The 25157-nt window shown below is 52.3% G+C and carries 22 protein-coding genes; 6 read left to right on the top strand and 16 right to left on the bottom strand.

What is annotated here, in order from left to right:
- Positions 1–8: 8 nt before the first annotated feature.
- A complete protein-coding gene (locus tag BD_RS12055) occupies positions 9–2840 on the bottom strand; it encodes a hypothetical protein (RefSeq protein ID WP_011165035.1) in 2832 nt (943 codons plus the stop codon).
- A 139-nt stretch (positions 2841–2979) separates the two neighbouring features.
- On the opposite strand from BD_RS12055, the gene BD_RS12050 reads away from it, so the two are divergent.
- A complete protein-coding gene (locus BD_RS12050) occupies positions 2980–3393 on the top strand; it encodes a group II truncated hemoglobin (protein ID WP_011165034.1) in 414 nt (137 codons plus the stop codon).
- Here BD_RS12050 and BD_RS12045 read toward each other — a convergent pair.
- From BD_RS12045 to BD_RS12020, 6 genes are all read right to left on the bottom strand, one after another.
- Positions 3390–4373 carry an extracellular catalytic domain type 2 short-chain-length polyhydroxyalkanoate depolymerase gene (locus BD_RS12045; protein WP_011165033.1) on the bottom strand — a complete coding sequence of 328 codons (984 nt, stop codon included), beginning with the start codon at positions 4371–4373 and terminating at the stop codon, positions 3390–3392. The genes BD_RS12050 and BD_RS12045 overlap by 4 nt on opposite strands.
- Before the next feature lie 114 nt (positions 4374–4487).
- A complete protein-coding gene (gene adeD, locus BD_RS12040) occupies positions 4488–6248 on the bottom strand; it encodes an adenine deaminase (RefSeq protein ID WP_011165032.1) in 1761 nt (586 codons plus the stop codon).
- Positions 6245–7036: a xanthine dehydrogenase accessory protein XdhC gene (gene xdhC, locus BD_RS12035; protein ID WP_231839164.1), complete on the bottom strand. Its 792-nt coding sequence runs from the start codon at positions 7034–7036 to the stop codon at positions 6245–6247. Before xdhC ends, adeD begins: the two co-directional genes overlap by 4 nt.
- Entirely contained in the window at positions 7029–9356 is a 2328-nt protein-coding gene (xdhB, locus tag BD_RS12030) for a xanthine dehydrogenase molybdopterin binding subunit (protein ID WP_011165030.1), read from the bottom strand. The genes xdhC and xdhB overlap by 8 nt, the downstream gene beginning before the upstream one ends.
- Positions 9347–10810: a xanthine dehydrogenase small subunit gene (locus BD_RS12025; protein WP_011165029.1), complete on the bottom strand. Its 1464-nt coding sequence runs from the start codon at positions 10808–10810 to the stop codon at positions 9347–9349. Before BD_RS12025 ends, xdhB begins: the two co-directional genes overlap by 10 nt.
- Before the next feature lie 120 nt (positions 10811–10930).
- On the bottom strand, positions 10931–12460 hold the full coding sequence (locus BD_RS12020) for a carboxylesterase/lipase family protein (protein ID WP_011165028.1): 1530 nt from the start codon (positions 12458–12460) through the stop codon (positions 10931–10933).
- Positions 12461–12736: 276 nt separating this feature from the next.
- On the opposite strand from BD_RS12020, the gene BD_RS12010 reads away from it, so the two are divergent.
- Entirely contained in the window at positions 12737–13507 is a 771-nt protein-coding gene (locus tag BD_RS12010) for a S1 family serine peptidase (RefSeq protein ID WP_011165026.1), read from the top strand.
- 73 nt (positions 13508–13580) lie between these two features.
- Here the strand turns inward: BD_RS12010 and BD_RS12005 are convergent, their stop codons facing one another.
- From BD_RS12005 to BD_RS11995, 3 genes are all read right to left on the bottom strand, one after another.
- Positions 13581–13934, bottom strand: coding sequence for a hypothetical protein (locus tag BD_RS12005; RefSeq protein ID WP_144313855.1), 354 nt, complete (start codon positions 13932–13934; stop codon positions 13581–13583).
- A 122-nt stretch (positions 13935–14056) separates the two neighbouring features.
- On the bottom strand, positions 14057–15157 hold the full coding sequence (locus tag BD_RS12000) for an NAD(P)H-dependent oxidoreductase (protein ID WP_011165024.1): 1101 nt from the start codon (positions 15155–15157) through the stop codon (positions 14057–14059).
- 61 nt (positions 15158–15218) lie between these two features.
- A complete protein-coding gene (locus tag BD_RS11995; RefSeq protein WP_011165023.1) occupies positions 15219–16115 on the bottom strand; it encodes a trypsin-like serine peptidase in 897 nt (298 codons plus the stop codon).
- 224 nt (positions 16116–16339) lie between these two features.
- Between BD_RS11995 and BD_RS11990 the strand changes: the two genes are divergently transcribed.
- From BD_RS11990 to BD_RS11980, 3 genes are all read left to right on the top strand, one after another.
- A complete protein-coding gene (locus BD_RS11990; RefSeq protein ID WP_011165022.1) occupies positions 16340–16615 on the top strand; it encodes a KH domain-containing protein in 276 nt (91 codons plus the stop codon).
- Positions 16616–16722: 107 nt separating this feature from the next.
- Positions 16723–17478: a DUF4423 domain-containing protein gene (locus tag BD_RS11985; protein WP_041583587.1), complete on the top strand. Its 756-nt coding sequence runs from the start codon at positions 16723–16725 to the stop codon at positions 17476–17478.
- Entirely contained in the window at positions 17475–18740 is a 1266-nt protein-coding gene (locus BD_RS11980) for a P-loop NTPase family protein (protein WP_011165020.1), read from the top strand. Before BD_RS11985 ends, BD_RS11980 begins: the two co-directional genes overlap by 4 nt.
- 74 nt (positions 18741–18814) lie before the next feature.
- Here the strand turns inward: BD_RS11980 and gltS are convergent, their stop codons facing one another.
- The 5 genes from gltS to BD_RS11955 all read right to left on the bottom strand — a co-directional run bounded on the left by gltS (position 18815) and on the right by BD_RS11955 (position 24080).
- Positions 18815–19999, bottom strand: a complete 1185-nt coding sequence (gene gltS / locus BD_RS11975; protein WP_011165019.1) for a sodium/glutamate symporter — start codon at positions 19997–19999, stop codon at positions 18815–18817.
- A gap of 39 nt (positions 20000–20038) precedes the next feature.
- Positions 20039–21577, bottom strand: a complete 1539-nt coding sequence (locus BD_RS11970) for a methyl-accepting chemotaxis protein (protein WP_011165018.1) — start codon at positions 21575–21577, stop codon at positions 20039–20041.
- Between the two features lie 104 nt (positions 21578–21681).
- The gene (locus tag BD_RS11965; protein ID WP_038449845.1) at positions 21682–22428 is read right to left on the bottom strand and encodes a ZIP family metal transporter; all 747 of its coding nucleotides are present in this window, start codon (positions 22426–22428) and stop codon (positions 21682–21684) included.
- A gap of 34 nt (positions 22429–22462) precedes the next feature.
- Entirely contained in the window at positions 22463–22969 is a 507-nt protein-coding gene (locus BD_RS11960; protein WP_011165016.1) for a Dps family protein, read from the bottom strand.
- Between the two features lie 154 nt (positions 22970–23123).
- Positions 23124–24080, bottom strand: a complete 957-nt coding sequence (locus tag BD_RS11955; protein WP_011165015.1) for a hydrogen peroxide-inducible genes activator — start codon at positions 24078–24080, stop codon at positions 23124–23126.
- Positions 24081–24123: 43 nt separating this feature from the next.
- Here BD_RS11955 and BD_RS11950 point away from each other — a divergent pair, with 43 nt between their 5' ends.
- Positions 24124–24801, top strand: coding sequence for a protein-L-isoaspartate O-methyltransferase family protein (locus BD_RS11950; RefSeq protein WP_041583586.1), 678 nt, complete (start codon positions 24124–24126; stop codon positions 24799–24801).
- A gap of 28 nt (positions 24802–24829) precedes the next feature.
- On the opposite strand, the gene BD_RS11945 is transcribed toward BD_RS11950, so the two are convergent.
- Entirely contained in the window at positions 24830–25153 is a 324-nt protein-coding gene (locus BD_RS11945; protein ID WP_011165013.1) for a transcription regulator, read from the bottom strand.
- Positions 25154–25157: the final 4 nt, after the last annotated feature.

Raw genomic sequence — 25157 nt, 5'->3', positions numbered from 1 at the left:
CTGCTGCCTTATTGCCCGGTTAAATTAACTAAATGCACGGTCCCTTTGCTGTCGGTGACGGACACCTGGATGGTGCCCACTCCGCTGGCTGTCACCTGAATTGCGTGGGGAGGATAGCCGACCACTGAAACCGATCCGGGGCCGGTGAGGACCTGCGCGGTGTACGGGGGCACACCACCCACGATCGAGAAGGTCGCAAAGCCCCCCACCAGGATCGTCGGATCCGGCACCGTCACGGACAAAGGAAGGACATACGGGCTGAGTGCCAGCTTGCTGATCAAGTCCGTAGAGTACCCTTGAGTCCGCTCGGTGTGTTCAGAGTTGTAGCTGATATAGCCAGCATAAGCATTGATCGCTTTGACATAGATCGTGCGACTGACTTCGCCAGATGAAATAGTATAGTTGTTGGAATTGTAGCTGCAGTCGCTGCCATCAAAGAACTCGGCCAGCGGTCCTGGGGTGATTCCCTGATAAACAGTTGAAGGCATAAAGCTCAGCCTCTGCCCCGCAGGGATCGGAAGATCCTGGTCGGCGGCGTCTTTGGCCACGACTTCCAGTGCCTGGCAGGAGCCAACGGCCGGAGTTTCGGAAGACCCGCTGGGCCAGCGCAAGGACAAGTGATGCACCAGCGGCGCATTGTTGAACACGATTTGTGCGGAAGCACTGAAGCCATCAGCTTTCAAAATCAGATTGGTCGGAAGATCAGCCCCCACTTCGATCGCAAATTCCGCGATGGACGTGGCACTGAAGTTCAGAGAGCCAATCGCACTGCGGCTGATGCAGTTGTTGATCAAGCGTGTTCCCGTTGGTGGAGTGGCGGATGTTGTTCCGTCAAGTTTGTACCAGGAAAGACTGGCTGAACCGGAAGACACTACGGAAATCCCCGAGTTCGTCAGGCGAAGTTTCATCGGGAAGCAGCCGTTTCTATAAATCTTCAGTTCGGCCGGGTACCCCGCGTACATGTCAGAATTGTTCGTAGAAAGCTCCACCTGGAGGACCGTCGTTGGGGCATCGATCACGGTCATTGGCAAAGCCGCCGGGGGTGTGAGTCCGCCGGAGTTGCTGTCGATCGTGATTTGATAGGAGCTTGGACTGGCGGACTTCACATAAACGGGCAGGGATGTGGTGCCCGCAGGCAGTGTGACATTCAGGTTTGTGGAGGCCGTGGTGCTGCAAGTGGCATCGGCATAAAGAACGGCTTCCCCGCCGGCACTAAGTGATACGGACACGCCGTTCAAGTTCATCACAGGTCCTGAGGTGTTGGACAAGTTTACCTCTATACGGCGGCACTCATTGACCAAAGGATAAGAGGCGTAGCCATAGGGGCTTGATGACATTGTCAGATTCAGGGCGGCGGCTGGCTGTCCGGCGAAGGTCCAACTGCTAAACGAGATCTGTGATCCGAAGGGAATGTTGTTCTTGCTCAGGCACAGCATGTAGCTGCTGTTTTGATCGGGAGTAAAACCAATGTTGCCCAGAGTGAACTGCACAGAGTCGCCGGGGCCTTCCGGAAGAATGTTGGTTCTTAGCAGAATCCACCCATGGCGCTGCAAATCTTCGGGTTCGCAGCGATTGTCGTAACCCATCGGGGCCATGGAGCCCGTAGTGGCTTTGTAGATCTGATAGCTTGTCACGGAATCCTTGATGCCGGGAAGCAGAGGCACTTCCAGGAAGCTGCCATTGGCATTGCCGCCATACTTATAGCTATTGCGGTACGATGTGATGCCATCGATGGATTTTATGCGAGGGGCTGCAATGCCTCCGCGCAGGCCTGAAAGTCCTTCAATTGATTCCCACAATTCGTTGCCAAGGTTCGAGTTATCAAGAACCAGATAGCGTTTGAATTCCTCTGCCAAAGGCAGGGTAGAGCAGGCGCTGATATCCAGGCCGCCCATGATGGAGGCAAAGTTTGCTGACACCTGTGGGGTGGTGCCCGTGAAGAAGGCCTTGATTGGAATGACATTCAATGTGGAATGTCCCAGATACTTGTTGCCGAAGTAGAGATCCCCGCTGTTCTTCGCAGTTTTGGCGGGAGCACAGACTTTTTTATCATCCAGAAGCGTGGCTTGGGATGCAAAGAATCCCAGGAACTTGTTGTCTGCACCACGATCCTGCCAGTAGTTCGAATTGCCTTCCCATCTTTTTTCCGAGTGGGCGGGAAGTCGGATACGCATCAGGTGTTTTGACAAAGGCAAAGACTCCAGTGTCCACTGCTGACCAAGCAGGCTGCCATCGGGCAGGACATAATCAACAGGCACATTTTTGAAAACGGTGGCCTCAAACCAGCCGCCCAGAATCTGTTGACGATCCACCACGATGCCAGGTTTTCCTGCCGGGCGATAGACCATCTTCAGCTCGCCGCTGGGGCCTTGATTGACACCGGTCAGATAGCGGCCGTACACGCGACCTTCTTCTTCAGGCAGCGCACCACTGAGGTTGTCCAGGGGAACATCGGCGGTGTCCGTGCCGCCAAGCAGGTTTTTAGTCACATCGCCGTAGTAGATCATTGCATTGTCGTCGTTGCTGCCGCTGCCGTAAGCCGCCAGCACTTGAATCAGGCGGTTGTCACCGGAAGGAATCTCTAGGGTGATTTCCGAAGGCACTGTCTGGCTGTCGTGGGAATCCAGAATCAGCACCACGGGGGTCGTCATGTCTGCTGCCGTGACCTGCACAGCAATGTGCTTCAGTTGTGAAACAGATTGCGCCCCGGCTTTCCCGGAAACTGTTTTGGGAAGTCGGAGAGAAACTTTACTGTCATCCACCGCCATTCGATCACAGGCACTCAGTAAGAAGGCCATTGAAAGGATCGAAGTGACGTGCTGAATATTTAATTTTTTCATGAACTTAGACTCCACGGCGTGTAGGATTTTATCGGCTTTTTCACAGGGAATCTGAAGAAATCTCGGCCTCAATTAAGTCTCAAGATGTCTCAAAGTGATGCGAGTTGCCACTTTGGTCCGGGAGTAGTAAGTTCTTGTAATGTCTGAAGAGAAAAAACCGTACGAATTGCTGGGTGGCGAAGAAGTCCTGCGCCAGTTGTGCAAGAGATTCTATGAAATCATGGACACCATTCCTGAAGCCAAGGGCATTCGCGACATGCACCCGGGGAATCTGCGCGGCTCCGAGGAAAAGCTGTTTATGTTTCTGTCCGGCTGGTTGGGCGGGCCTGGGTTGTTCGTGGAAAAGTACGGACACCCCAGACTGCGCATGCGCCATTTCCCGTTTAAGATCGGAAAGTCCGAGCGCGATCAGTGGATGATGTGCATGGTGCAGGCTTTTGATGAGCTGAATATCGCCGAGCCCCTGCGCAGCGAGCTTTTGCATTCGCTGCTGCGTCTGGCGGATCATATGAGAAACGTCGAAGAACCGGAGTCTTCCGAGAACGCGGATTAAAGTCCGCGCACGCGCTCGATCATTTTCATCAGAGCTGACATCTGTGCGCCGGATTTGCTGACGTAATCAGGTCCGGTGAAACCAAACCAATCCCAGCAGGCATAAGGATTTCCACGGCTGTCGCGGGCCGACTGCGGATAAAGCACAACGATTTTGTTGCTTTCCGCCCAGTCGTTGTATCCGGCCTGGGTGGCAAACTTATCTTGAATAAAATCCGGATTCATCTGGCAGCCATGCAAGGCCACGTGCAGTTTGCAGCGGGCACCTTTTTCACAAGCTTCGGGAACATAGATCCAGCCATCGCGATAAAGCGGAGTTTTGCTGTCTCCGAAATCAGTTTGTGTGAACTTGTGCAGGTTTTCTGTGACGGCGGACCCACGCGGGACCAAGTCTGAATACAAGTGTGAAAGAATGTCGCCGGCTGTATCAAAGTTGCATTTCAAAAGCCAGGGCAACGCGGCCATTGAGCACGGGCCGCCATTGGACAGAGTCGGGAAGCCATGGGCGGTTTCTGGTGTGGTCACGCGGTGAATTTGACTTGCGGGAACAAAACTTTCGTAAAATTCCATCAGCTTGTCGCTGTTCCCCAGTTTCACCACAGAGTCTTTGGGACTGGCAAAAATATAAATGCGATGAGTGCGTAGGTTTTCCAGCAAGTCAATTTCACCCAGAGCCGCCAGCTCGCGGGCTTTTTCAATCATCAAACGGCTGTCGATTTTTTCAGGGCTTCCCATGCATTGGCTTTGGGCTTTCTTGGAGTCACCTTCCGAACACCAGTAAACGCCGCCAGCGACCGCCCCGGCCCCGGAAAAGACAGAGGAAAAGGCCACATCCATTTGCACCGCCATAAAGCCACCGGAGGAAACTCCGGAGATGGTGATGCTGTGGGGATCAATGTTGTAAGCTTTTAAGTTCTCGGTGGCAGGATCCGAAGCCTGAATGCAAAAGGGCACTAGCATTGCGCATAATGTTTCAAACATGGTGACCTCCTGATGAAGAAATCACCCCGAATGAATCACGGAATTTGCTGGACTGTCGAGAAGAAAAAGCCCCGTTCTGTCAGAAAGGGGCTTTAGAGTAATTGCTTCAAGGACCTAAGCCTCTACTTGTAAGGGTATGAAGCTGAAGTTGGTGACATTCACCAACCCACGATCAGTGAGCTTCAAGGTCGGGATCACCGGCAAAGCCAGGAAAGCCATTTGGATGAACGGTTCATCTAAATGGACTCCCAAGGATCGGAAGGCGGTTTTAAGGTCGGCGATGCCGTCTTTGATTTCTTCGGCGCTCTTGAGGCTGAGAAGACCCGCGATTGGCAGTTCCACCAGGGCTTTGATTTCACCCTGATCAGCCACGGCAAAGCCGCCGCCAGATTTGATTAATGTGTTCACGGCCAAAACCATGTCCGCCGGGTTGGTCCCGATGACCATGATGTTGTGAGAATCATGCGCCACAGAGCTGGCTAGAGCGCCGCTTTTTAGCCCCATGCCTTTTACAAGTCCCAACGCCGGAGGCAAACCTTTGCCATAGCGTTCGATGTTGGCCATGTAAAGCACATCGCTTTCAGCAAACTTTTGGCCGTCAAAAGCCACGGTCAGATGTTGTGTGATGATTTCGTGAGGCACGATTTCAATCACGTTGTAAACACCCGGAAGCAGATTCACGGTCAGTTCTTTTTCTGTCAGAGGGGACCGCTTCATGGTGTTTTCAAGAGGTGGTTGGGACGTCTGCAGTTTTTCCTGCAATGAATCCTGAAGTTTTAATTCAGAAACAAACTTCCCACCGATCATCACTTCCTGAATATCGACAGCTTTCAGGTCCTTCAAGAAGACCAGATCGGCTTTCTTGCCCGGTGCCACCAGCCCCAGACGTTTCAAACCAAAGTGGCGGGCGGCGGAATAAGTCGCCAGACGGTACGCCACATGCACAGCCACGCCGTGTTTGTTGATCAGTTCTTTGATCAGATAGTTGATATGTCCTTCGTGTGCAATTTCAAATGGATTGCGATCATCCGTACACAGCAAACACTGCGGGGACGAGAATTCATTCACCAGTGGAGCCAGGGTGCGCAGGTTCTTGGCAACACTGCCTTCGCGAATGATCAGGCCCATGCCTTTTTGCAGCTTTTCGCGGCCTTCTTCCAGCGTCACGGTTTCGTGGCAGTTTTGAATTCCCGCCAGCAGGTACGCATTCAAGGCTTTACCGCGCAAAAGGGGCGCATGGCCGTCCATGTTCAGATCATCAAAGGCCTCAATTTTTGCCAGGACTTCTTCATCGGCGTGAATCACGCCGGGGAAGTTCATCATCTCGGCCAGACCCAAAACGGAAGGGTGATCCTTGAAGGACTTCATTTCTTCCAATGGGAAGTCACTGCCGGTGGTTTCAAAACCCGGAAGAGCTGGAACACAGGAAGACATCTGCACAAAAAGATTCTGGTGCATCAGTTCAGAAGAACGCAAGAACCAGCTAAAACCCCGGCCACCCAGAACGTTGGTGATTTCGTGCGGATCACAGATGGCGGTGGTGGTTCCCAGCGGCAGCGTCGCTTTTTCAAATTCAAAAGGCGACATCATCGAGGATTCAATGTGCAAATGACCGTCGATAAAGCCCGGGGTGACAAAAGCCCCCAGGGCGTTCCAAGTGCGACGGGCGGACTGGGTTTGATACTCCATCCCTACTCCGACGATATGTTCACCACCGATGGCAATGCACGTGGGATAGATGTCACCCGTGATCACATCCAGCATCTGCACATTCGTGATGAGCAGATCCAAGGTGCCATCGCCCCGTGCTTGGGACAGGCGGGCCGGCAGAAGGTCGGAGGCGATCTTTTGGGTTTTCTTGTTGCTTAAACTCATAGAACCAAATCCCTTGTTTTAAGAATCTGCGCCACAATACTGAAGGCGATTTCCACTGGCGCGTTGGTGCCAAAGCTTTCTCCCATAGGGCAGTGGAACTTGTCGAGTGACTCTTGAGCAATGCCGGCATCGATCAAGTCCTGACGCAAACGGCGGGCTTTTTGGTCGCTGCCGATGTTACCCACATAAGCGAAGCGATCGCGCTGTTTCATGACTTCCACCAAAATAGGCAGGTCAGTGCCATGGCCCATGGTCATCAAAGTCACAAAGGACTTTTCCGGAATGCGGGAAACCAGGCCCTTCATGTCCTCGGTGCAAATTGTGGTCAGACGACTGGAGGTCGGAAGTTTGTCGATCCATTCCTGGCGCGGATCCACGCACGTGATCTTGCAATCCAGACGCATCAACAGGCGCACCAGTTCCTGGGCAATGTGGCCGGCACCGAACACCCAGATGTTGAACGGGTGGTTGTATTCAAAGAATTCAAAGAAGAAGCTGACCACACCACCGCAGGTCATGCCGATATCTTTTTGCAGATTCCAGTCGGCGTAGTGATGATGGATCTTTTCGCGGATCATTTTCTGGGCTTCTTCAATAGCGCGTTTTTCAACTTTGCCACCGCCCACGGTGCCGTATTCCAATCCGTCGGCCGACACGAGCGCCCGAGCGCCCACGTCTTGGGGCGAGGATCCTTGTTGTTTTACCAGTGTCACGCTGACAAAGGACTTTCCAGCGTCCTGCAGGGACTTCATCGCGGACAGATAGTCTTCAAAGTTCATTTTACTCATGACGGGCGATCTCCATCAGCATTTCTTCCGGGGTGGCCGGGGACTTCAGGGTCGAAATCAGGCCTTTGCTTTTGGCATTAGCGGCGTCTTTCAAAGCAGTCCATACGCTGATTCCCAATAAGAACGGCGGTTCCCCCACGGCTTTGGAGCGGTGGACGTTTTCGCGGTTCTCGTGGTTTTCAATGAATTCCACATTAAACACCCTTGGCGTGTCTTGCACGTTCGGGATCTTATAAGTGGTTGGGGAGTGGCTTAAAAGTTTTCCCTCTTTGTTGTGGAAAAGTTTTTCAGAAGTCACCCAGCCCATGCCTTGCACGAACGCACCCGTGACTTGGCCCTTGTCGATACCCGGATTGATTCGGCGGCCCAGGTCCATCAGGATGTCGGTACGAAGAACTTTATACTCACCTGTGAACAGATCCACCTGCACTTCACTGACGGCAACACCGTTGGTGAAATACTTAAACGGCGTCCCTTGGCTGGTCTTTTTGTCAAAACCAAGGCCCTCGGTTTTAAAGTGAGCGTACTCGCCCAAAGATAGACGGTTGAAGTAAGCTTGTTTAACAGCGTCAAGCCAAGTCATGGATTTGCTGGAGGGTTTGTGAGTCAGAAGTCCGTTTTCAAAATGGAATTCTTCAAATTTCAATTTGGCTTCATCCAAAGGCGGGCATTCGGCGATGTCGTTCATCGGTGTGCCAGCCAGAATGTTTTGGAACAACCATGCCAGACGTTTCTGAATCCCGACGGCGGCCTTCAAAGCTGCCGCACAGTTGATGTCAGATCCACTCGAGGCCGCCGTAGGTGACGTGTTGTGGTTTTTCTCGGTCGAGGTTGCCATGACTTTGACGTCGTGGGCTGGAATACCAAAGGCGTGAGCCACGACCTGCTGGATCTTGGTGTTCACACCCTGACCCATTTCGGTGGCGCCGGTGGAAACCTGCACGGTGCCGTCTTTGTGAACGTTCACCGAAGCATTTCCTTGATTCAGGAAGCGTGCAGTAAACGCAATACCGAACTTGGTCGCAGTCATGGACAGGCCACGCACCGCGGTTTTGCTGCTGGCATTGAAGGCGTCGATTTCTTGACGGCGCTTTTCATAGTCCGAAGACTTTTTAAGATCCGCAAAAAGTTCTGGCAGAGGATTGTGTCCCAACGCCTGACCATAGTGGGTCACGTTGTTGTGATCTTTTTGATAACAATTCAGTTCGCGGATGGCGAGGGCATCCTTTTTCAGGTGCAGGGCCATGTCCTCGATAATGCTTTCAATGGTCATCGTCCCTTGCGGGCCCCCGAAACCACGGAAGGCGGTGTTGGAATATAGATTGGTGCGAACCACGGCACCTTCGATGTGTGCGGCGGGCAGATAGTACGCGCCATCAACGTGGAACATCGCCCGATCCAGGATCGAGCTTGATAGATCGGCGTAAGCGCCCCCATCGGCGTAAAGGTGCGCCTTCAAAGAAAGAATGCGGCCGTCGTTGTCAAAGCCCACTTCATAGTAGTTTTTGAAAGGGTGGCGTTTTCCGGTCATCATCATGTCGTCGTCTTTCGACAAACACAAACGAGCCGGGCGTTTCATTTTACTTGCCACCAATGCTGCCATCGCCGCAAATGGGGCGGCCTGACTTTCTTTGCCGCCAAAGCCGCCACCCATGCGTTTAACGACGCAGACGACTTCATGCAAGCTCAGGCCCAAGGCTTCGGCCACCACATGTTGGGTTTCAGTCGGGTGCTGGGAACTGGCGTGAACTTCGATCTGTCCGTCTTCCATCGGATAGGCAATGCAGGCGTTGGATTCTAAATAGAAATGCTCCTGACCGCCGCACTCAAAGGCGCCTTTAAGGCGGTGCGGGGCTTGGGCCATCGCGGCGTCGGCATCGCCGACTTTGAAGGCGTTGGCTTTATAGATGAAACGATCCAGTTTGATGGCTTCATCAATGGTGAAGACGCCATTTTCTTTTTCAATTTCAAATTGCACGTGTTTTTTCGCGCGCAACAGGTCTTCCATGTCGGTGCCGACCAAAAGCACAGCCGGTTCATCATAGTGGCCGATCTTGTCGGCAACCAGAATAGGCTGTTCCGGCACAATGGTGCCCCAGGAGTTGTGGGAAAGGTCTTTGGCCGTGAAGGCCGCTAATACTCCGCGGCACTTCAGGGCTTGGGAATAATCAATAGACTTCAGGCGACCGGCGGCCGCGGGAACACCCACTGGCAACACCAAGACTTCGCCCGCCATCATCGGGCGGTCGTCGATAAACACACTGCCACCAGTGACGTGGCCCCGGGAAGAATCATGAGGGATGTTTTGACCTACGGACATGCTGTCATTTCCTGTTGAAGTTCAATATGGCATTTCTTGAATAAATTCTCGGCGACCTTCAGGCGGTATTCATCCGTGGCGCGAAGATCTGAAATAGGCTTGATCAAAGTGCGCACCTTTTCACCCATACGGGCAAAGGTGTCTTCGCTGAAGGCTTGTCCCTTCATCGCGGATTCAATCTCGCTTAAACGAACCACTGTGGGGCCGACACCGCCCATGGCGATGCGGGCGTCACTGATGGTATTGCCATCGACTTTTAGCAAAGCGGCAAAGGTCACCGCAGAAATATCCAGGTCTTTACGCAGGGACACTTTAAAGAACTTGGACTTCCATTCAGGTCCCGGCACCGGGATCAGAATCCCCGTGGCAATCTCATCCGCAGTCACGTCAAAGACTTTGTAGGCCTTATAAAACTTTGGCAAAGCCACTTTGCGAAGACCTTTGGTGGACTGCAAGTGCACTTCTGCATCCAGCGCCAAAAGGGCAGGGATGCTGTCACCAATCGGGGAGCCGTTCATGACGTTACCGACCAGAGTGGCTTGGTTTTTGATTTGCGGTGAAGCGAAGATGCGCAGCAGGCGCGAAAGCTCTGGCAGTTTGTCTTCCAGGAAGTTTTCCAGGGCTGTCAGGGTGACGCGGGCTCCGACCCACACCCCGTCAGCGGTCATTTTGATTTCATTGGTGTCGGTGATTTTGTGCAAGCTCATCACGTCATCCATGAAGGCTTTGCCTTTGTTGTGCAAAACGCCCAAATCAGTGGCACCGGCCACCAGACGAGTTTGTGGGGATTTGGATTTTTGCTCGGTCGCTACCTGGAAGTTCGCCGGGGCGGTGAATTTTTTGGCGCCGGCTTCAATCATCAAAGAATCAGAGGCCAGGGGTCGGAATTGGTTTTTCTGACTGTCCGTCAAGTACTTGTCAGACAGAGACTTCCATTTTGACAGATCCAGATTGGTCGCAGCCGCCAGAATCGGTTCATATCCGGTGCAACGGCACAAATTCCCGGTCAGGAAGTTGCGGGCTTTTTTCTCGGTGATGGCTTTTCCTGAACACGCGCTTTTTTCTGCCAGTGAAGACAACGAACACACCATTCCCGGCGTGCAGTAACCGCATTGACCGCCGTGGAATTCGCGCATCTTGTTTTGCACTTCGCTCAAGTTTTCCTGCTCAGAAAGACCTTCCACTGTGACCAGTGAGCCCATGTCGAAAAGGTACATCGGGGCGATGCAGGAATTGATGGCTTGGAATTCAGACCAGGTGTTGTTTTCAAGTTTTGCCGAAAGCACCGTGCAGGCACCGCAGTCGCCTTCTGCGCACACCACTTTGGTTCCTGGAAGGGAGCTGTGATAGCGTAAGTACTGGGCTAGCGGAAGGAAGGCTTTTTCACCTGAGATGCGGTGTTCAGCGCCGTTGATAAAGACATGAATTTCGTTGCGAATTTTGTTTTCAGACATCTAAATTGGTTCTCATAAAAGGGGTCCCATGACAATAGAATTTCCCTTATGAGTTTAGCCCCTTTTGGGGGCCTCAATGTCCTCAAAAATTCAAATGTGAGCCATTAAGCCGCCTCAAGTCTATTTAAAGACCATTCGGCCGTCCCAGACAGGCGCTTGGGCGGGGAGCTGGGTGTTGGGATTTCCGTCCCAGAAGAAGGATTTGAAGTAGGGTGCCATCGAGTCCCTTAAGGCCTCCCGGGACTGACGATTCTGTTCCGTCCATGCAAATCGGGCAAAGCTGGGCTTTTCGGTTTCAAAGTTCCCCAGGTAGAACATCGCATCCATGCCGTGCACAGCGCCAAAAACTTCTTTCCACGGGGAGGGGGTTTCTTTCCATTCAAAGGAATAACGATAGGTCTGTGGGTTGTAAGCTTTCACCGCCCAGAAGATTTCTTCCATCGTCATCTGCATCGCCAGGGACCCGGCGGCAGTGCTGGAGTGGTACAGAGTCACCTTGTTGTCTTTGATAAGGTCTTCCTCTTTCAGATCTGCTGGAGGATTTTGAATCAGGGACCACAGCTCTTTGTCGGTGGGTTTGATCAGGGCGCCACCCAAAAGATAAGTCGCTTCATCGGTGGTTAAACCCAAGATCAGCGGAACGCGGTGGAAGTTCCCGAATAAGATGCCCTCCACCCCATGCGGGAAAACGGCGTCATCTTTGAAGTGCTGAAACGGCACGATGTATTCTTGGGCCTGCACCAGTTCTTCGGTGGTGCGGGAATACAGGAACTGACGGATCCACTTGGTGCCCTTAGCTAGCAGATACGCTTCCGCTTGGGATTTTTCTTTCACCAAGCCGGCATTCACCACCAGATTTTCGATGAAGTCTTCAGAACGGGTTTCCGCCACCCAGCGAGGATAGGCATTCGGCACACCCGCAGAACAAACCGCACGGTGGAAAAGATCTTTGGTAAGGGGCGTTTGCAAAAGCCCCCACACATTCATGCAGCCAGCGGATTGACCCATGATGGTGATGTTGTCAGGATCTCCGCCGAAGCTTTCAATATTGGCGTGAATCCATTTCAGAACGGCGACCAAATCAAGAGTCACATAGTTGCCGGAACTGTCCCACTTGCTGCCTTTGTTCAAAGCCTCGTGCGCTAGTGCGCCCAGCATGCCCAGTCGATAGTTGGCACTGACAAAAACAACATCCGAAGATGATGCCAGCCATGCGCCGTCATAAAGAGGATCCGCGGACGTGCCTTTGAAATTCGATCCGCCGTGAATCCACAAAACCACCGGGCGTTTTTTCGCCGCGAAGGGTTTCCATACATTCAGATACAGACAGTCTTCGTTGCCAACCGGAGTTCCGAATTTTTCTGGCGGCACATTGGCAAAGAAATTTCCTTTTTGAGGGCAGGCGACAGGAAGTTTTGTGGCGTTGAGAGTGCCAATCCAAGGGGCCGGGGATCTGGGCGCTTTCCAGCGAAGATAACCCACCGGCGGTTCTGCATAAGGGATTCCAAGAAAGGCTTCGGTGTTGTGAGCAGTACGAAGGCCTTGGATTTTACCATCAGCCAATCGCGCGAAAGGGGCCGCTGCGTGGGAGTTCAAAGTCCAGCAGGTAAACAAGACCAGCAAAAGAGCAGAGTAAGCAAGTGATCGCATGGGGCCTCCGTCAATTTCAGTCTTAGCGAGCTTCGGAGGATCTTCCAAGAATAAAGAAATCGAATTTCATAAAAATCATGCAGGCTTGGCAAGTTCTTTTAAAAAAATCGGTAATTACCGTCGAGGAAGAAATGTTCGGGGGCAATAATTTCCCCTCTGCAAAGGTCCGAAAAAAGGCCAGTTCCAAAGTGGGTCGCCGAGAGTCTTTGAGCATTGGGAAAAAACAGACAACGATTGATACAGGTTTTGAAGGATTCAAGACCAGAGGGGAATAAAATGAAAATGAACCATCTTGTTATCGCAGGCCTCATGATGATGTCTGCTCCAGTATTCGCGAAATCTGGCTCTGTAGGGGCTAAAATCGTTGGTGGCGTTGAGGCTTCCATCGGTGAGTTCCCATACATCGTGTCTTTGCAGAGCGGCAGCCATTTCTGCGGCGGTTCCTTGATCAAGAAGAACTGGGTATTGACAGCAGCTCACTGTGTTCGTGGTGGCACTGTGAAGAAAGTTGTGATCGGCCTGCATGACCGTACCAACGCGGTGAATGCAGAATCCATCGCTCCAAAAAGAATTATCGCTCACCCGAACTACAATGCCCGCACAATGGAAAATGACTTTGCATTGATCGAGCTTTCTCAGGATTCTTCTTACGCTCCAGTGGCGTTGAATCCTGCAGAGATCGCTTTGCCAACAGACGGTTCTGAAATCATGACAACTGTGGCTGGCTGGGGTGCGACTCGTGAAGGTTCTTACTCTTTGCCGACGAAATTGCAAAAAGTGGACGTTCCATTGGTTTCTTCTGAAGCTTGTAACAAAGCCTACAACAACGGCATCACGGACAGCATGATCTGTGCTGGTTACGAGGGTGGTGGTAAAGACTCTTGCCAGGGTGACTCTGGCGGTCCGTTGGTGGCTCAGGACGAAAACAACCAGACGTATCTGGTGGGCGTTGTGAGCTGGGGTCAGGGTTGTGCTCGTGCGAAGTACTTTGGTGTTTATGCCAAAGTCAGCAACGCGATCGAGTGGATCAACAACACGGCTCAGTAATTCGATTTCAAAGTTGAATTCAAAAGAACCCCTGGGGAACCCCGGGGGTTTTTGTTTTTTGCGCAGGGAAGTTCTAGCGACAGCTTTGCGACCATTTTTTCAGATCGGCCGACGTCGATTGTGCCGGGTTGAACCAGCGCGCCTCTTCAAACTTCCAGACAAAATCCCCGCGGTGGGCATTGTAGATGTTCACGTAGTGCAGGCCATCGCAGATGCCTTCCAGGCCCTTGTCAGTGACATACCAGTCTGAATGATAGCCGGTCACTTCGGTGCGCTTTTGCTGGGAGTCCTGGCAAGTATAGACACAGCTCCACTTGCGCTGGGTGCCGTACCAGGTCTTTTTATAGAGCTGATAGGTTTTTGAATAGGGATCTGCAATGCAACTGCAGGCCCTGGCAAAGTCAGGTGCCATGATTTGAAAGAACATTAAGGCTGCAAAAGTTAAAAACGTGGTCCGCATGCCATCAGTGGGTGCAAGAGCGGTTCCGGGGCGATAGAGAATCAGGTGGATTTGGGCTGTCAATAAGATCGACGGTGCCGTGCAGGGACTTAGCGGTCACGGTGTTTGCTGGCATTGAAGGCTTTACGTCCAGCCCGGTGCTGCAGCACATGAGCTGAAGTTTCCAGGAGCGCGCAGGAAAGCTCGGCACAGCGGTCCACCAGTTCCTGGGCCGCTTCACTCAGGGCCCGGCTGTGTTGCACATAGCGCATGTTGTGCTCCATGTTTTCGGAGCTCCATCCCAGGGAATGGGCGATGAACGGGAACGGGGGCAAGTGATACCCCAGTTCTGAGAAAAAGCCCATCAGGTGCCCGGCCACGGCCTGCACATTGTCCTGGCCTCCGGTGATGATGAATCCGGCGACCTTGTTGCGCACCAGTTGATTGTTGTGAGTGGTGATTTGATTTTGAATGCAGTTAAAACGTTCGGCCATTTTGTAATACAAAGAGCTGGCCGATCCCCAGCGAATCGGTGTTGCCACAATCATCACATCGGCCCAGTGAATCAGGTCCTCATAGACACGATCCAGCTGGTCGTCGGGATCCATTTGGGTGATCGAACAGGGCCAGGTGCAGGCGTGGGCACTTTTGGAGTAAAACCCCTCGCAGTGGCGGAATTTCAGTTCGCGGATTTTTTGTAAACGCGTTTCATATCCTTTTCTTTGGGCGTGACTCAAAGCTTCTTGCAGTAACAGTTCCGAAGTCGAAAGTCGGGGATGGGCGTTGTCCATCACCGTTGTTGAGATCCCCACGATCCGCAAAGGGCCCGGCTCGCGCACCACGGGACGGGTCAGAGGATGGGGGTCGTGATGAAGACGTCCTCGGGGCGTGGCACTGGCTAGGTCCACCCACAGGTCGTCGTTTTCAATTTTTAAGCTGTACACCGGAACGCGGTCGGCTTCATAGCCGGGCTCTCCTAAGCCGGTGCGATAGTGAAACTTGTAATAGTGCCAGGGGCAGACCACATAGTCGCCCTCGAGAGTGCCATTCCCCAAAGGTCCACCCACGTGATTGCACACGCCCGAAATGGCGGTGAATTCATTGTCTTTGAAAATAAGAGCCAGCTTGGTCCGGTGAATTTCCAGTTGCTGCAAGGGTTTTTCCTTCAGCAGCTCCACCGGACCCAGTTTGTGCCATTGAGGTTGTGACATCTCTTCATTGGAACCAAAAAGAACGGTTCAGGAAAGGAATGTCATGCAAACCTGATGAAGGTCAAAGATAGGGCAGAATGCGGGTGATGCGAGTGACATCTTCACCGCGACACTCAGCGCTGTCACAGCGGTTGGAAACTGTGCAAGAACCCTGATACACAAAGTCAGTGTCACCGCGGACCAAAATGCCTTCGATCACGCCGGAAGAATTAAATACTGCGGAGCCTGAGTTTCCACCATAGGTATCCAGGTTTGCGACGAAATGCTCAGATTCTGTGGCGCTGCGCACTTTTGCGCCGGCGGCGACTTTGGTCGGAAGGCCCACAGGATGTCCAATCACCACCAGGGATGTTCCGACTTTGATGCTTCCGCGTTTGCGGGTTTTTAGAACAGCGTGATTCGCGACTGCGCGATCCAGTTTAATCAGCGCAAAGTCAGATCCGGTGGCCAGAACTTCTGTATGAATGATTTCAGCACAGCGATAGACTTCGCTGGAAGGGACTTCGCGGGGCTGAACGCCTGCGGATTTCACGGCATATCCAAAGACGAACCGAGTTTCGCTGCAATCACGCACAGAGCGCACGCAGTGGCCGGCGGTGGCTATGACATCGGGCGCAACCAAGGAGCCTGAGCAAAAGGCGGCGTTTTCCTGTTCTCCGAAGCGTTCTGACGGGCACAGGTTGTAAGATTTGCGGAATGTTTGAGCAATAATGCGCGTGAAGTCTGCGCCTTCCTGCAGGTTTTCTTCCTTGATCAGGGCCACTGTGGAGTCGGCCAGGCGCCGTTGCAGGGCGGACCTTACTTCGTAGAGGTCTTTGCGATCATCGCTGCCATAGATGACTTTTTCCTGCAGCTGCGGGGTTTCTTGGGGCGTTCCCGCCGCGCTTTTGTCCGGAGTGCTGTTTTCGCAGGCACTTAAGAGCACGAATAAAGAGAAACATAAAACTGTTTTTTGCATCCGTTATCTTCCTTTGATGGGATTGGGGGACGACCTTGTCCCGGTATTGAATGACGCTGCAGAAACAAAAAAAGGTTAACCCGATTGCCACTTTTTTAGGTCTTACCAGAGGGAAACTTGAGCATTCCTATATTCTTGGTGGAACACTTTCCGGCCTAGGGTTGATGCGACAGGGTTGCTCTTGGGCCGGGGGATCAACAGAATGAGAGGACGGAGATCGTAACATGTTGGCGGAGACTATGACTCAGGATGCGGATATCAGAGATCGTTTGGCGAAGGTTCTTGAAAGTGTGATTCAAGAGATGACCTCCTGCTATGAACAGGTGGAAGTAACCTTTGCCGCAGGCGACAAAACCACGGTGTACAAGGTGACATTGCCGCAGGAGTTTCGTGGTAAATTGATCGGTTCCCAAGGAAAGAATATCACGTCGCTTCGTAACATTATTGGTGCCATGGCCGGCAATCACGGATTTCGCGCGATCATCGAACTTGTCATCTAGTTTTATTGCAGCGTTCCCTTTGTTTAGGGTACGGAACTCTTCGTCTATTTTAACCTTGCAACTTTGGTATTAAATGTAAAAAATCCCTCAGGTCGGTGGGGGATTTTGTGTCTAATCAATTCGGTGCCCTGTTAAAAAATAAGCTCGAGGAAATTCAAAAAAAGAACCCTCGGTTTTCTTTTCGCTCTTTGGCCAAGAAAGTTGGCATCTCGCCAGGATGTTTGAACGAGCTGATGCACGGCAAGCGCCCTTTGAGTGAATTTTACGCCAACAAAATTGTTCTGGGTCTGGAGCTGGGTGCTGAGGAGCGCAACGAAGTTTATTCTTTGATCTCCACGCGTTCCCGCAAATTTGCTGCACAAAAAACTTTGGCGGAAAAAGAGCTGGAACTGATCGCCAGCTGGGAGCATTTCGCCATCCTGAACCTGATCCGCATGAAAACCTTCAAGCCCGAGCCGGAATGGATTGCCGAGCGTCTGGCGCTGCCTCTGGAAAAAGTTCAGCAAAGTCTGGAACTGCTTTTGGATCTGGGTTTTATCAAACGCAAAGGAAACTCCATCGCACGTTCCGTGGCCAGTCTGGCCACGACCACTGATATTCCAAGTGAAGCCCTGGTCCAGGCTCACGTTTCTGATATGCATAAAGCCATCGAGGTTCTGAAAAGAACCCCGATCGATCGTCGTGATTATTCCGCCATCACCATGGCTATCAATCCGCACAAGATGGAAGAAGCGAAGAATTTGATTAAAAAATTCCGCCGCAAATTTTCCATGCTGGTGGAGGAAGGTGATATGACGGAAGTTTACAACCTGAATATTCAGTTTTTCCCTCTGACTGTTACTGAAAGTGAGAAGCCGCTATGATCAAAAAGTCCCTGTTACCTCTGATTCTTTTTTCTTTCGCGGGGTCGCTGGCCCATGCCGGATTTATCGGCGGCGATGAAAAGGGCAACGGCGGCAGTGTGATCTATTGCGAAAACCGCTTCGAAAGTCAGCGGTATGAAGTGCTGGATCTGTTTGAAGCCCGCGAGATTCAGACTTTCGAAATGGATGTCATTGAAGGTATTGAGTACAAAAAAATCCTGCGCGAGATGATTGCCCGTCTGGCGGATATCAATCCCACCCGTGCAAGTTTGTACTACTCGTTCCTGGAGACTTTTGATCGTGAAGCTTTGTTCCTGAAAGGCACAGAGTTTACCGACATCCCGGATCGCGGTTGGGGGGCTTTGCCGAAGGGTTGCACTCTGGTTCAGGGCGCCGTTCAGTACAAACGCCCCAGCATCAAGGGACATCGCTATTATTTCAATAAGGATGTTTGGGATCGCATGACCAACACACAGCGCTCGGCGCTGGTGTTGCATGAGTTCATCTATCGTGAAGGTCTGCAGCCTGAAAACAACTTCCAGACGTCCAATGGGGTTCGTCTGATGAACGGATTCCTGCATTCGACCATGATGCGTGATGTGACTTTGCCTCAGTACATTGATCTGTTGCAAAGATCCGGTCTGCAGTTGGCAGATGCAAATGGTTACCACATTCTGCTGCACTCCGGGCAGGAGGCGGGCCGTGGTCAGTCCTACAGAGTTGCATTCAATGACATGGGTATTGTCACGTTGGCGACTCTGGCGCGATCCTTCTATCTATATGGGCCGGGCGGGAGGCCCATGCCAGTTCATTGTGGAACCGCCCAGGAAAACGCTCCCGAGCGTGGGGGCGGAGTCATCACTTTCTGGCCTAGTGGGAAGGTGAAGCACATTTTGATGAGCTGCACTTCCGCTGGATTTGTTTTACGTTCGAAGGAAGCCATTGGTCAGGCGACGGCGTCTGAATTGATTTATAATGAACAGGGCCTGCTAAGTCAGATTAAAACCCTGCAGCTTGAATTGAATCATGTTGATTACAGTTTGCGCTCGACTCGTCCTGGTGGCTACGTCACCTTCTATCAAAGCGGAGAACCTTCCCAGGTTTGCATCGGCAACTACTATGCGGATCATCAGCGCAGCTGGATCCGTGATTCCACTGGTGAAGGGGTTATTGTGGCTCAGTCCGGACATGACACCTTTGGTTTAGCTTTGGACGGTCGCATCTATGAGTCCTTGAAGTCCCGCTGCGGATTTCCCCAGTAGGTTTTAAGAAGATCAAAAAAAAGCCCGCTGCAAACAGCGGGCTTTTTTTGTTTTTAAACGGGACAATAGCTGACTTAATTTCCAAACATATTGATGCAGAAAGTGACCAGGGCTGCATTTATGAAGTCAATAAAGCAGGATCCCACCAGTGGCACGACCAGGAAGGCTTTGTAAGCGTGGCCGTAGCGCTGACTGAGTGAATGCATGTTGGCCATGGCATTGGCAGTGGTTCCCATCATAAAACCGACGTATCCGGCACTCATCACGGACGCTTCATAGTCCTTGCCTCCAACCCAGAACACAGGCCCCAGGGCCGTGACCGCCACCAGGATCGCCTGCACGGTCAGGAATACCAGAATAGGCAGGGCGGCGTTTTTCAGTTCCTCCAGGCGCAGACTCATGATGGCCATGGCAATGAAAAGGGTCAGGGCGACAGAGCCGATTTCTTCAATCCATTCCGGAGAGATTTTAAAGACCGGTTTGATGTCCTCGATATTGCGGAAGAGGGCCGCCACCACCATCGAACCAATATAGATGGGCAGTGTGATCTGCAGGGAGCTGATCCATGAACTGATCGTGGTGCCGATTCCCATAATCAGGGTCAGTGCCAAAAGATGCATCAGCAGATCGCGACCCGCGAAGGACTTCAGCATCATGGACTCGTGTTGTGCTCCGCGGTCGTGGTCGACCGGGTGTTTGAGTTTCTTTTTGTTGATAAGATAGGTCGCCAGTGGTGTCCCGATCAGTCCTCCCAGCACAATGCCACCCATGGCGGTGGTCACACCAATCACAGAAGCCCCTTCGACTCCAGCGGCCTCAAAGACCGGACCGAATGCCAAGGCCGTGCCCGGGCCTCCGGTTAAAGAGACGGCTCCGGTCAGAACCCCCATCAAAGGATGTTCGCCCATCATTTTTGCCAGACCGATTCCGGCCACGATCTGCACCAGCAGTCCGCCGATGGTCAGAAGCAGGAAGAACACAACGGCGCGACCGCCTTCCTTCAGCAGCCGAACAGACGCCGAATAACCAACTGAAGTGAAGAAGGTGATCATCAGGGCTTCTTCAAATGCTTTGTTGAACTGCAGCACAAAAAGGCCTTGGGCCTTCAGGACTGAAATCACCACAGCGACAAGAAAGCCGCCAATCACCGGAGACGGAAGATTGTATTTATCCAGAACATGGATCTTGCTTTTAATGTACCGGCCGAAATAAACGACCAGAGCTGCCAGGGCGACGGTTTGAAATGCTGTTAGTGTCATGCCAAAAGCCTAGCGTGACCCGTCGCCCCTGTCCATCCTTTAGCTGGCTTTGGGGTGTCCGTTCAGCACGACTTCAACGGACTCCACCATGCTGTCGAGCTGCTGGGACTGATTTGACAACTCCACCGAGGCCGCGGCCGTCTCTTCGGAGGAGGCGGCATTGTTCTGAGTGACTTTGTCCAGATCGTGCAGCGCCCGGGAAATCTGGTCGATGCCAGTGGATTGTTCGGCGCTGGCTTGGGCAATTTCATTGTTCAGTGCCGAAACTTTCTGTGACTCCTGTAAAATCACCTGCAAAGTTTTTCCGCCCTGCAGAGCTGTTTTATAGCTGACTTCGATCTGGCTGACGCTATCAGAAATCAGAGTCGAGATTTCTTTGGCTGATTGCGCTGACTTCAGGGCCAGCTGGCGCACGGCTTCGGCCACCACCGAGAAGCCCCGTCCGTTTTCTCCAGCGCGGGCGGCCTCCACGGCGGCGTTCAAGGCCAGTAAGTTTGTCTGGAAGGCAATGTCGTCAATCAGGCCGGTGATCTCCTGCACTTTTTTGGCGGTGACCGAGACGGTCTGCATTGAGGAGATCAGTTCCTGCATGTTTTGTTCACCCCGGGCCGCAGCCTCCATGGCAGACGTGGACAGCAGGCGGGCATTTTGGGCGTTGTCAGAATTCATCTTTACCATGCTTGTCAGCTCTTCAATTGAGGCTGATGTTTCCTCCAGGGCTGCCGCCGCTTCGGTGGCGGAAGAACTCAGTCCTTGAGAGGCGTTGGAGATTTCAGAGCTGGTGGCTGAAAGGTGAGAGCTGGATGTTTTAATGTTGGAAACTGCGGTGCGCAGATTTTCCAGTGGTTTTCGCAGTACGGTCCAGGCCAGGAGAACACTCAGAATCAGGCCGGCGAAAGAATACAGCAGAATTTTGTTCACAGAATCACTGCTGGCGGCATTGGCCGAAGCCATGCTGCTGGTAATGGCAAAGACCCCATGAAGTTTTCCATCCCCCCAGTTTTCCATGTCGTAGCCGAGCACATCTTTGCCATTGCCAAAGGGGCTTTGTGAAGGGTGGCCGTGGCAGATCAGGCATCCTTGTTTTTCCGAGAGGCGCACGGGGCGATAGACGATCACCGAGTCATCGGTGCTGGACACGATCTCTTTCAGGCCGGGTTCGTTAAGAAAGCGGTTGTAGATCAGCATTTCATCCGTCTTGGCCTGGTTTTCCTCGCGGCGGGGTTCTGGTGAAAAGACCCGGAAGTTGTAACCACTTCGTTCGGACTGTTCCTGGCCCACTTTGATAGAGGCAAAGATGGGCACCCGGCGCAGAATGTTCATTTTGAGTTCTTTGGGCACATTTCCATCGGGGTGACGGCGGCCGATATCATTGATGTAATCAGCCAGTCCGCCTTGCGACGCCACATAGTCGCGTGTGCCCTCGAGCTGATCCAGAATGGCACGGCTCTTGTCGACAAGATCCCTTTCACCCTGGTCGTGGACTTCCGTTCGGGAAACCTGGGTGGCTGCGATGACTGAGACAACTGCCGCAAGAGAAACGATCGCAATAATTTTTGTTATCAGCTTCAAGCACACACCTCCTGTGCCCCTTCAGTGTAAGCAGGGGGGGCGGGCAGGAATGATGATGCAGATCATAAAATAAATTATTATTCATATGAGATGTTTCAACTTGAAACATCTTAAGACTGACTGATGATCCAGTTCATTACAATGACGGACAGGGCGCCGGCGACGAACTGTTTTTGCCACAAATAAGTCATGCGGGTTTCTTTCATCTTGGCGAAGATCTCTTCCAGGGTCACGCTGATCATCGCACCACCGGCAAAGGCCAGAATGAAAGGCAGGGATGCGGAAGTGATGCCGGTGAAGATGCCTCCCAAGGCACCACCCAGAATCTCCATCACGCCGGTCAGGGCCGCGCCAAAAAAGGCCACTTTGCGGGACATGCCGATAGAAAGGAAAGCCGCAGCGGTGGCCAGACCTTCAGGGAAGTTTTGAAAGACGATGGCACCCACCACGGTCCAGCCGTTGGCGGCGGAAATGGTATCAGCGCTCAGCGCAGCTCCCGAAGCCAAACCTTCGGGGAGATTGTGCAGCATCATGGCTGTCACGAATAGCCAGGCTCTTCGATGAACAGACCATTCGGAGGGCGACACTCTATGAATCAGATGGCTCAGTCCATAGATGGAAGCCACACCGAGCGCCAGGGCAAGAGACACCCCGAAGGAGCTGTGTGTGCTTGAGTAAGCAGGCCCGATCAGATTAAAGGCGGCCGCCGCCAGCATCATCCCGATGGCGAAATCCAGATTCAGACTGCGCCAAGGATTCCAGCCGGTGGTTTTGTTTTTCAAAATGGGAAGAGCACCGAGCATCGTTGAAAGCCCGGTGATTCCTCCTGCCAGTAGTCCCATCAGTGCGCTGCCCATGTTCTGCATCCTTTCTCGATAATATCAATCGGGATCAGGATTTATGACTGCGGATCATCCAAGCGGCTTTTTCGTGGAAGCCGATCAGATCCTCGTACAAAGTCACGGCACTGGTTTCTTCCGCGTCCTCGGCTGTTTCCAGTCGGGATTTCAGAGCGATGGCCAGGTTTGTGTGATCCTGGCTGAGCATTTCGATCATCTGGTTCGCGCTCATTTTGTCAGAAGCCTCCTGGATGGAGGACAACTCGCGGAATTCTTTGAAGCTGCCCGGAGCTTTGGTTTTCAAAGCGCGGAGGACTTCCGCCGTGCGATCGACGTACTCGGCCAGCTGACCGTATTGTTCTTCAAACAATTTGTGCAAAGAAAAGAACAAAGGTCCTTCCACGTTCCAGTGGAAGTTCTGGGTCTTAAGTTGCAGCAGATATTCATCGGCCAAAGATTTTTTCAAAGTCTCAATCACTGCGTCCGAACTGGTTTCAACGGATTTCAGATTGGTTGTGGATTTGCTTTCGTTCAGGGAATGGGCGTTTTGTGATCTCATAATATTCCTCCTTGTCACTGTCAGAGGGGTCCCTGGGGGGAACCCCGCTCTTGCCTGACTTCAGGATAAGCCTGCAGGGGGGAGGTGAACAGTTCTCTTTTTCTATAGGACCTATAGATAATGTCTATATGCTGTCTAGAGGCATAGATGAAAACTATTTGAGATAACCTAAAGGGTTGTCGATTTTCAACTGGTTTTTACTTCGCGTGGAGGACAGTCCTTCGGGCAGGTTTCTCTTTATGGTTTCAATGAGGGCTTTTAAAAGAGCCTTTCGTTGGAAGTGAGGCCCATGCACCAGGCTCACTTCCCGGGTTGGGACAGGGTCGGAGAAGGGTCTAAGGCGTTTTTTGTCCTGGACATCCATCGCGGCAAGATAAGGCAGCAGGGTGAAGCTTTCGCCCTGATCGACAAGTTTTTTCAGTGTCTCAAGACTGCCGCTTTCAAAAGAAAAACTGCGCTCCATCGCCGCCGGGACTTTTTTGTTGCGGCACAGGGACAGGCTTTGCTCGCGGAAGCAGTGGCCTTCATTCAGCAACAGCACGTCTTCCGAAGACAGGTCTTTTTCGTCGAGAGTTTTCTGTGTCAGCAGCGGATGGCCCTTGGACAGATAGACATTGAACGGCTCATAGAACAAAACGTGATTGGCAATGTTCAGATCATCAATCGGGGTGACGACGATGCCAAGATCCAGACTGTGATTGCGGATCTTCTCAATCATCACCTCGGTCTGCAGCTCTTCGAAAGTCAGATGCAGGCGGCTGTGGGCGTCCTTGATTTTTTTTAAAAACAGCGGCAACAAATATGGTGCCAGTGTTGGGATGATTCCAATGCGCAGTTCGCCGCGCAGAGATCCCTTGGCATCATCCACAATCTCTTTCAAGTGCTGCGAACCTTTGACCACCAGGCGGGCCTGCTGCAGGACCTCTTCGCCGACCGAGGTGGGGCGGATGGGTTGTTTGGTGCGATCAAAAAGAATCACACCCAGTTCCTCTTCCAGCTTTTGAATTTGCATGCTCAGCGTGGGTTGAGTGACATGGCATTGGCGGGCAGCGTGGCTGAAGCTGCCTGTGTCGGCGACGGCAAGAATGTATTCGAGTTGAGTCAGTGTCATGATACAAGCTTGCCGTTCAGGAAAAAAGCTTGCAAGCTTAATCATGGGCTTGTCATTGGAACACTATCAACAAAGTGTCTTGAAGCGCGCACTGCCACTGTCTGAAAAAGTGGTGGAGGCTTTTTACAGTCAACCCCGCCATTTATTCGTGCCGGAATACACAGTGGAAGAAGCCTACGAAGATCATCCGCTGGTGCTTTTCAACAATCCTCCTTATGTGTCCACCATCTCACAACCCAGTTTTGTTCTGCGCATTCTGGATCTTTTGAAGCTGGGTCCTGGTCAAAAGGTGTTCGAGCTGGGAACCGGCAGTGGATGGAACACGGCTATGATGGCTGAAATTGTCGGGGCCGCAGGCAAGGTGGTTTCCGTTGAAGTGATTGCTGAACTGGCAGAGCGGGCCCAAAAGATTCTGCGTGAACGCAATTTGCCTCAGGTGCTTGTCAAGGCCGGAGACGGCTTTGAGGGGGATGCGGCCAATGCCCCCTACGACCGGGTCATTTTCACCGCTGGGTCTTCCGAGTTTCCGCAGAAGGTTTTTGAACAGTTAAAAGAATCTGGATGGATGGTGTTTGTGCGAAAAAACCGCGGTTCACCGGATATGCTGGAGCTGATTCACAAGGTGCAGTCCGAGCCTCATGTGGTGACTTCGGTGCCATGCTCTTTTGTCAATGTGGTGCGGGAAAAAGCGGGGCCTGATTCGAAAGAACAAAGTCTTTGAATCAAGCCTCCGGTGGGTGAGCAGGGTCTCATCCCAGGAAATCATCTTTTGGTTTGCGGTCACGGTTCGCCGGAGCTTTTGGTTTAAGCTCCATCACACGCTCTTTCTTTTCTGCGTCAGCCTTCACGGGCTTTTCCTCGGGTTCATCGTACAGGTGATAGTGCGATGCGATTTCAGCGAACTTTTCGCTGGCTTCGTCGATGGCCATTCCCACTTTGCGTTCCAGAAGATCGACGATAGACTGGGCATTGCCCTTGGTGTTTTCAAGGTCATTCTCCGAAAGCTCACGCCATTTTTGCATGAGCTCCCGTTTCAGTTCCTGCCAGCCTTGACCAGGAATTTGTGATGCCATATGC

Source organism: Bdellovibrio bacteriovorus HD100 (assembly GCF_000196175.1).
In the GTDB taxonomy this organism is placed as follows: Bacteria; Bdellovibrionota; Bdellovibrionia; order Bdellovibrionales; family Bdellovibrionaceae; genus Bdellovibrio; species Bdellovibrio bacteriovorus.
Note: the sequence above shows the minus strand (reverse complement) of the source record. Positions and strands in the feature narration are given on the sequence as shown.

Coding starts and splice junctions, on each gene's coding strand:
- BD_RS11980 (WP_011165020.1), top strand. CDS start 17,475: ATGATCAAAAAGTCCCTGTTACCTCTGATTCTTTTTTCTTTCGCGGGG.
- xdhC (WP_231839164.1), bottom strand. CDS start 7,036: ATGAGTAAAATGAACTTTGAAGACTATCTGTCCGCGATGAAGTCCCTG.
- BD_RS12025 (WP_011165029.1), bottom strand. CDS start 10,810: ATGTCTGAAAACAAAATTCGCAACGAAATTCATGTCTTTATCAACGGC.
- BD_RS11965 (WP_038449845.1), bottom strand. CDS start 22,428: ATGGGCAGCGCACTGATGGGACTACTGGCAGGAGGAATCACCGGGCTT.
- BD_RS12000 (WP_011165024.1), bottom strand. CDS start 15,157: ATGTCACAACCTCAATGGCACAAACTGGGTCCGGTGGAGCTGCTGAAG.
- BD_RS12045 (WP_011165033.1), bottom strand. CDS start 4,373: ATGTTTGAAACATTATGCGCAATGCTAGTGCCCTTTTGCATTCAGGCT.
- BD_RS12055 (WP_011165035.1), bottom strand. CDS start 2,840: ATGAAAAAATTAAATATTCAGCACGTCACTTCGATCCTTTCAATGGCC.
- BD_RS11950 (WP_041583586.1), top strand. CDS start 24,124: ATGGGCTTGTCATTGGAACACTATCAACAAAGTGTCTTGAAGCGCGCA.
- xdhB (WP_011165030.1), bottom strand. CDS start 9,356: ATGTCCGTAGGTCAAAACATCCCTCATGATTCTTCCCGGGGCCACGTC.
- BD_RS11990 (WP_011165022.1), top strand. CDS start 16,340: ATGTTGGCGGAGACTATGACTCAGGATGCGGATATCAGAGATCGTTTG.
- gltS (WP_011165019.1), bottom strand. CDS start 19,999: ATGACACTAACAGCATTTCAAACCGTCGCCCTGGCAGCTCTGGTCGTT.
- BD_RS12005 (WP_144313855.1), bottom strand. CDS start 13,934: ATGTTCTTTCAAATCATGGCACCTGACTTTGCCAGGGCCTGCAGTTGC.
- BD_RS11955 (WP_011165015.1), bottom strand. CDS start 24,080: ATGACACTGACTCAACTCGAATACATTCTTGCCGTCGCCGACACAGGC.
- BD_RS12050 (WP_011165034.1), top strand. CDS start 2,980: ATGTCTGAAGAGAAAAAACCGTACGAATTGCTGGGTGGCGAAGAAGTC.
- BD_RS11995 (WP_011165023.1), bottom strand. CDS start 16,115: ATGCAAAAAACAGTTTTATGTTTCTCTTTATTCGTGCTCTTAAGTGCC.
- BD_RS12020 (WP_011165028.1), bottom strand. CDS start 12,460: ATGCGATCACTTGCTTACTCTGCTCTTTTGCTGGTCTTGTTTACCTGC.
- BD_RS11945 (WP_011165013.1), bottom strand. CDS start 25,153: ATGGCATCACAAATTCCTGGTCAAGGCTGGCAGGAACTGAAACGGGAG.
- BD_RS12010 (WP_011165026.1), top strand. CDS start 12,737: ATGAAAATGAACCATCTTGTTATCGCAGGCCTCATGATGATGTCTGCT.
- adeD (WP_011165032.1), bottom strand. CDS start 6,248: ATGAGTTTAAGCAACAAGAAAACCCAAAAGATCGCCTCCGACCTTCTG.
- BD_RS11960 (WP_011165016.1), bottom strand. CDS start 22,969: ATGAGATCACAAAACGCCCATTCCCTGAACGAAAGCAAATCCACAACC.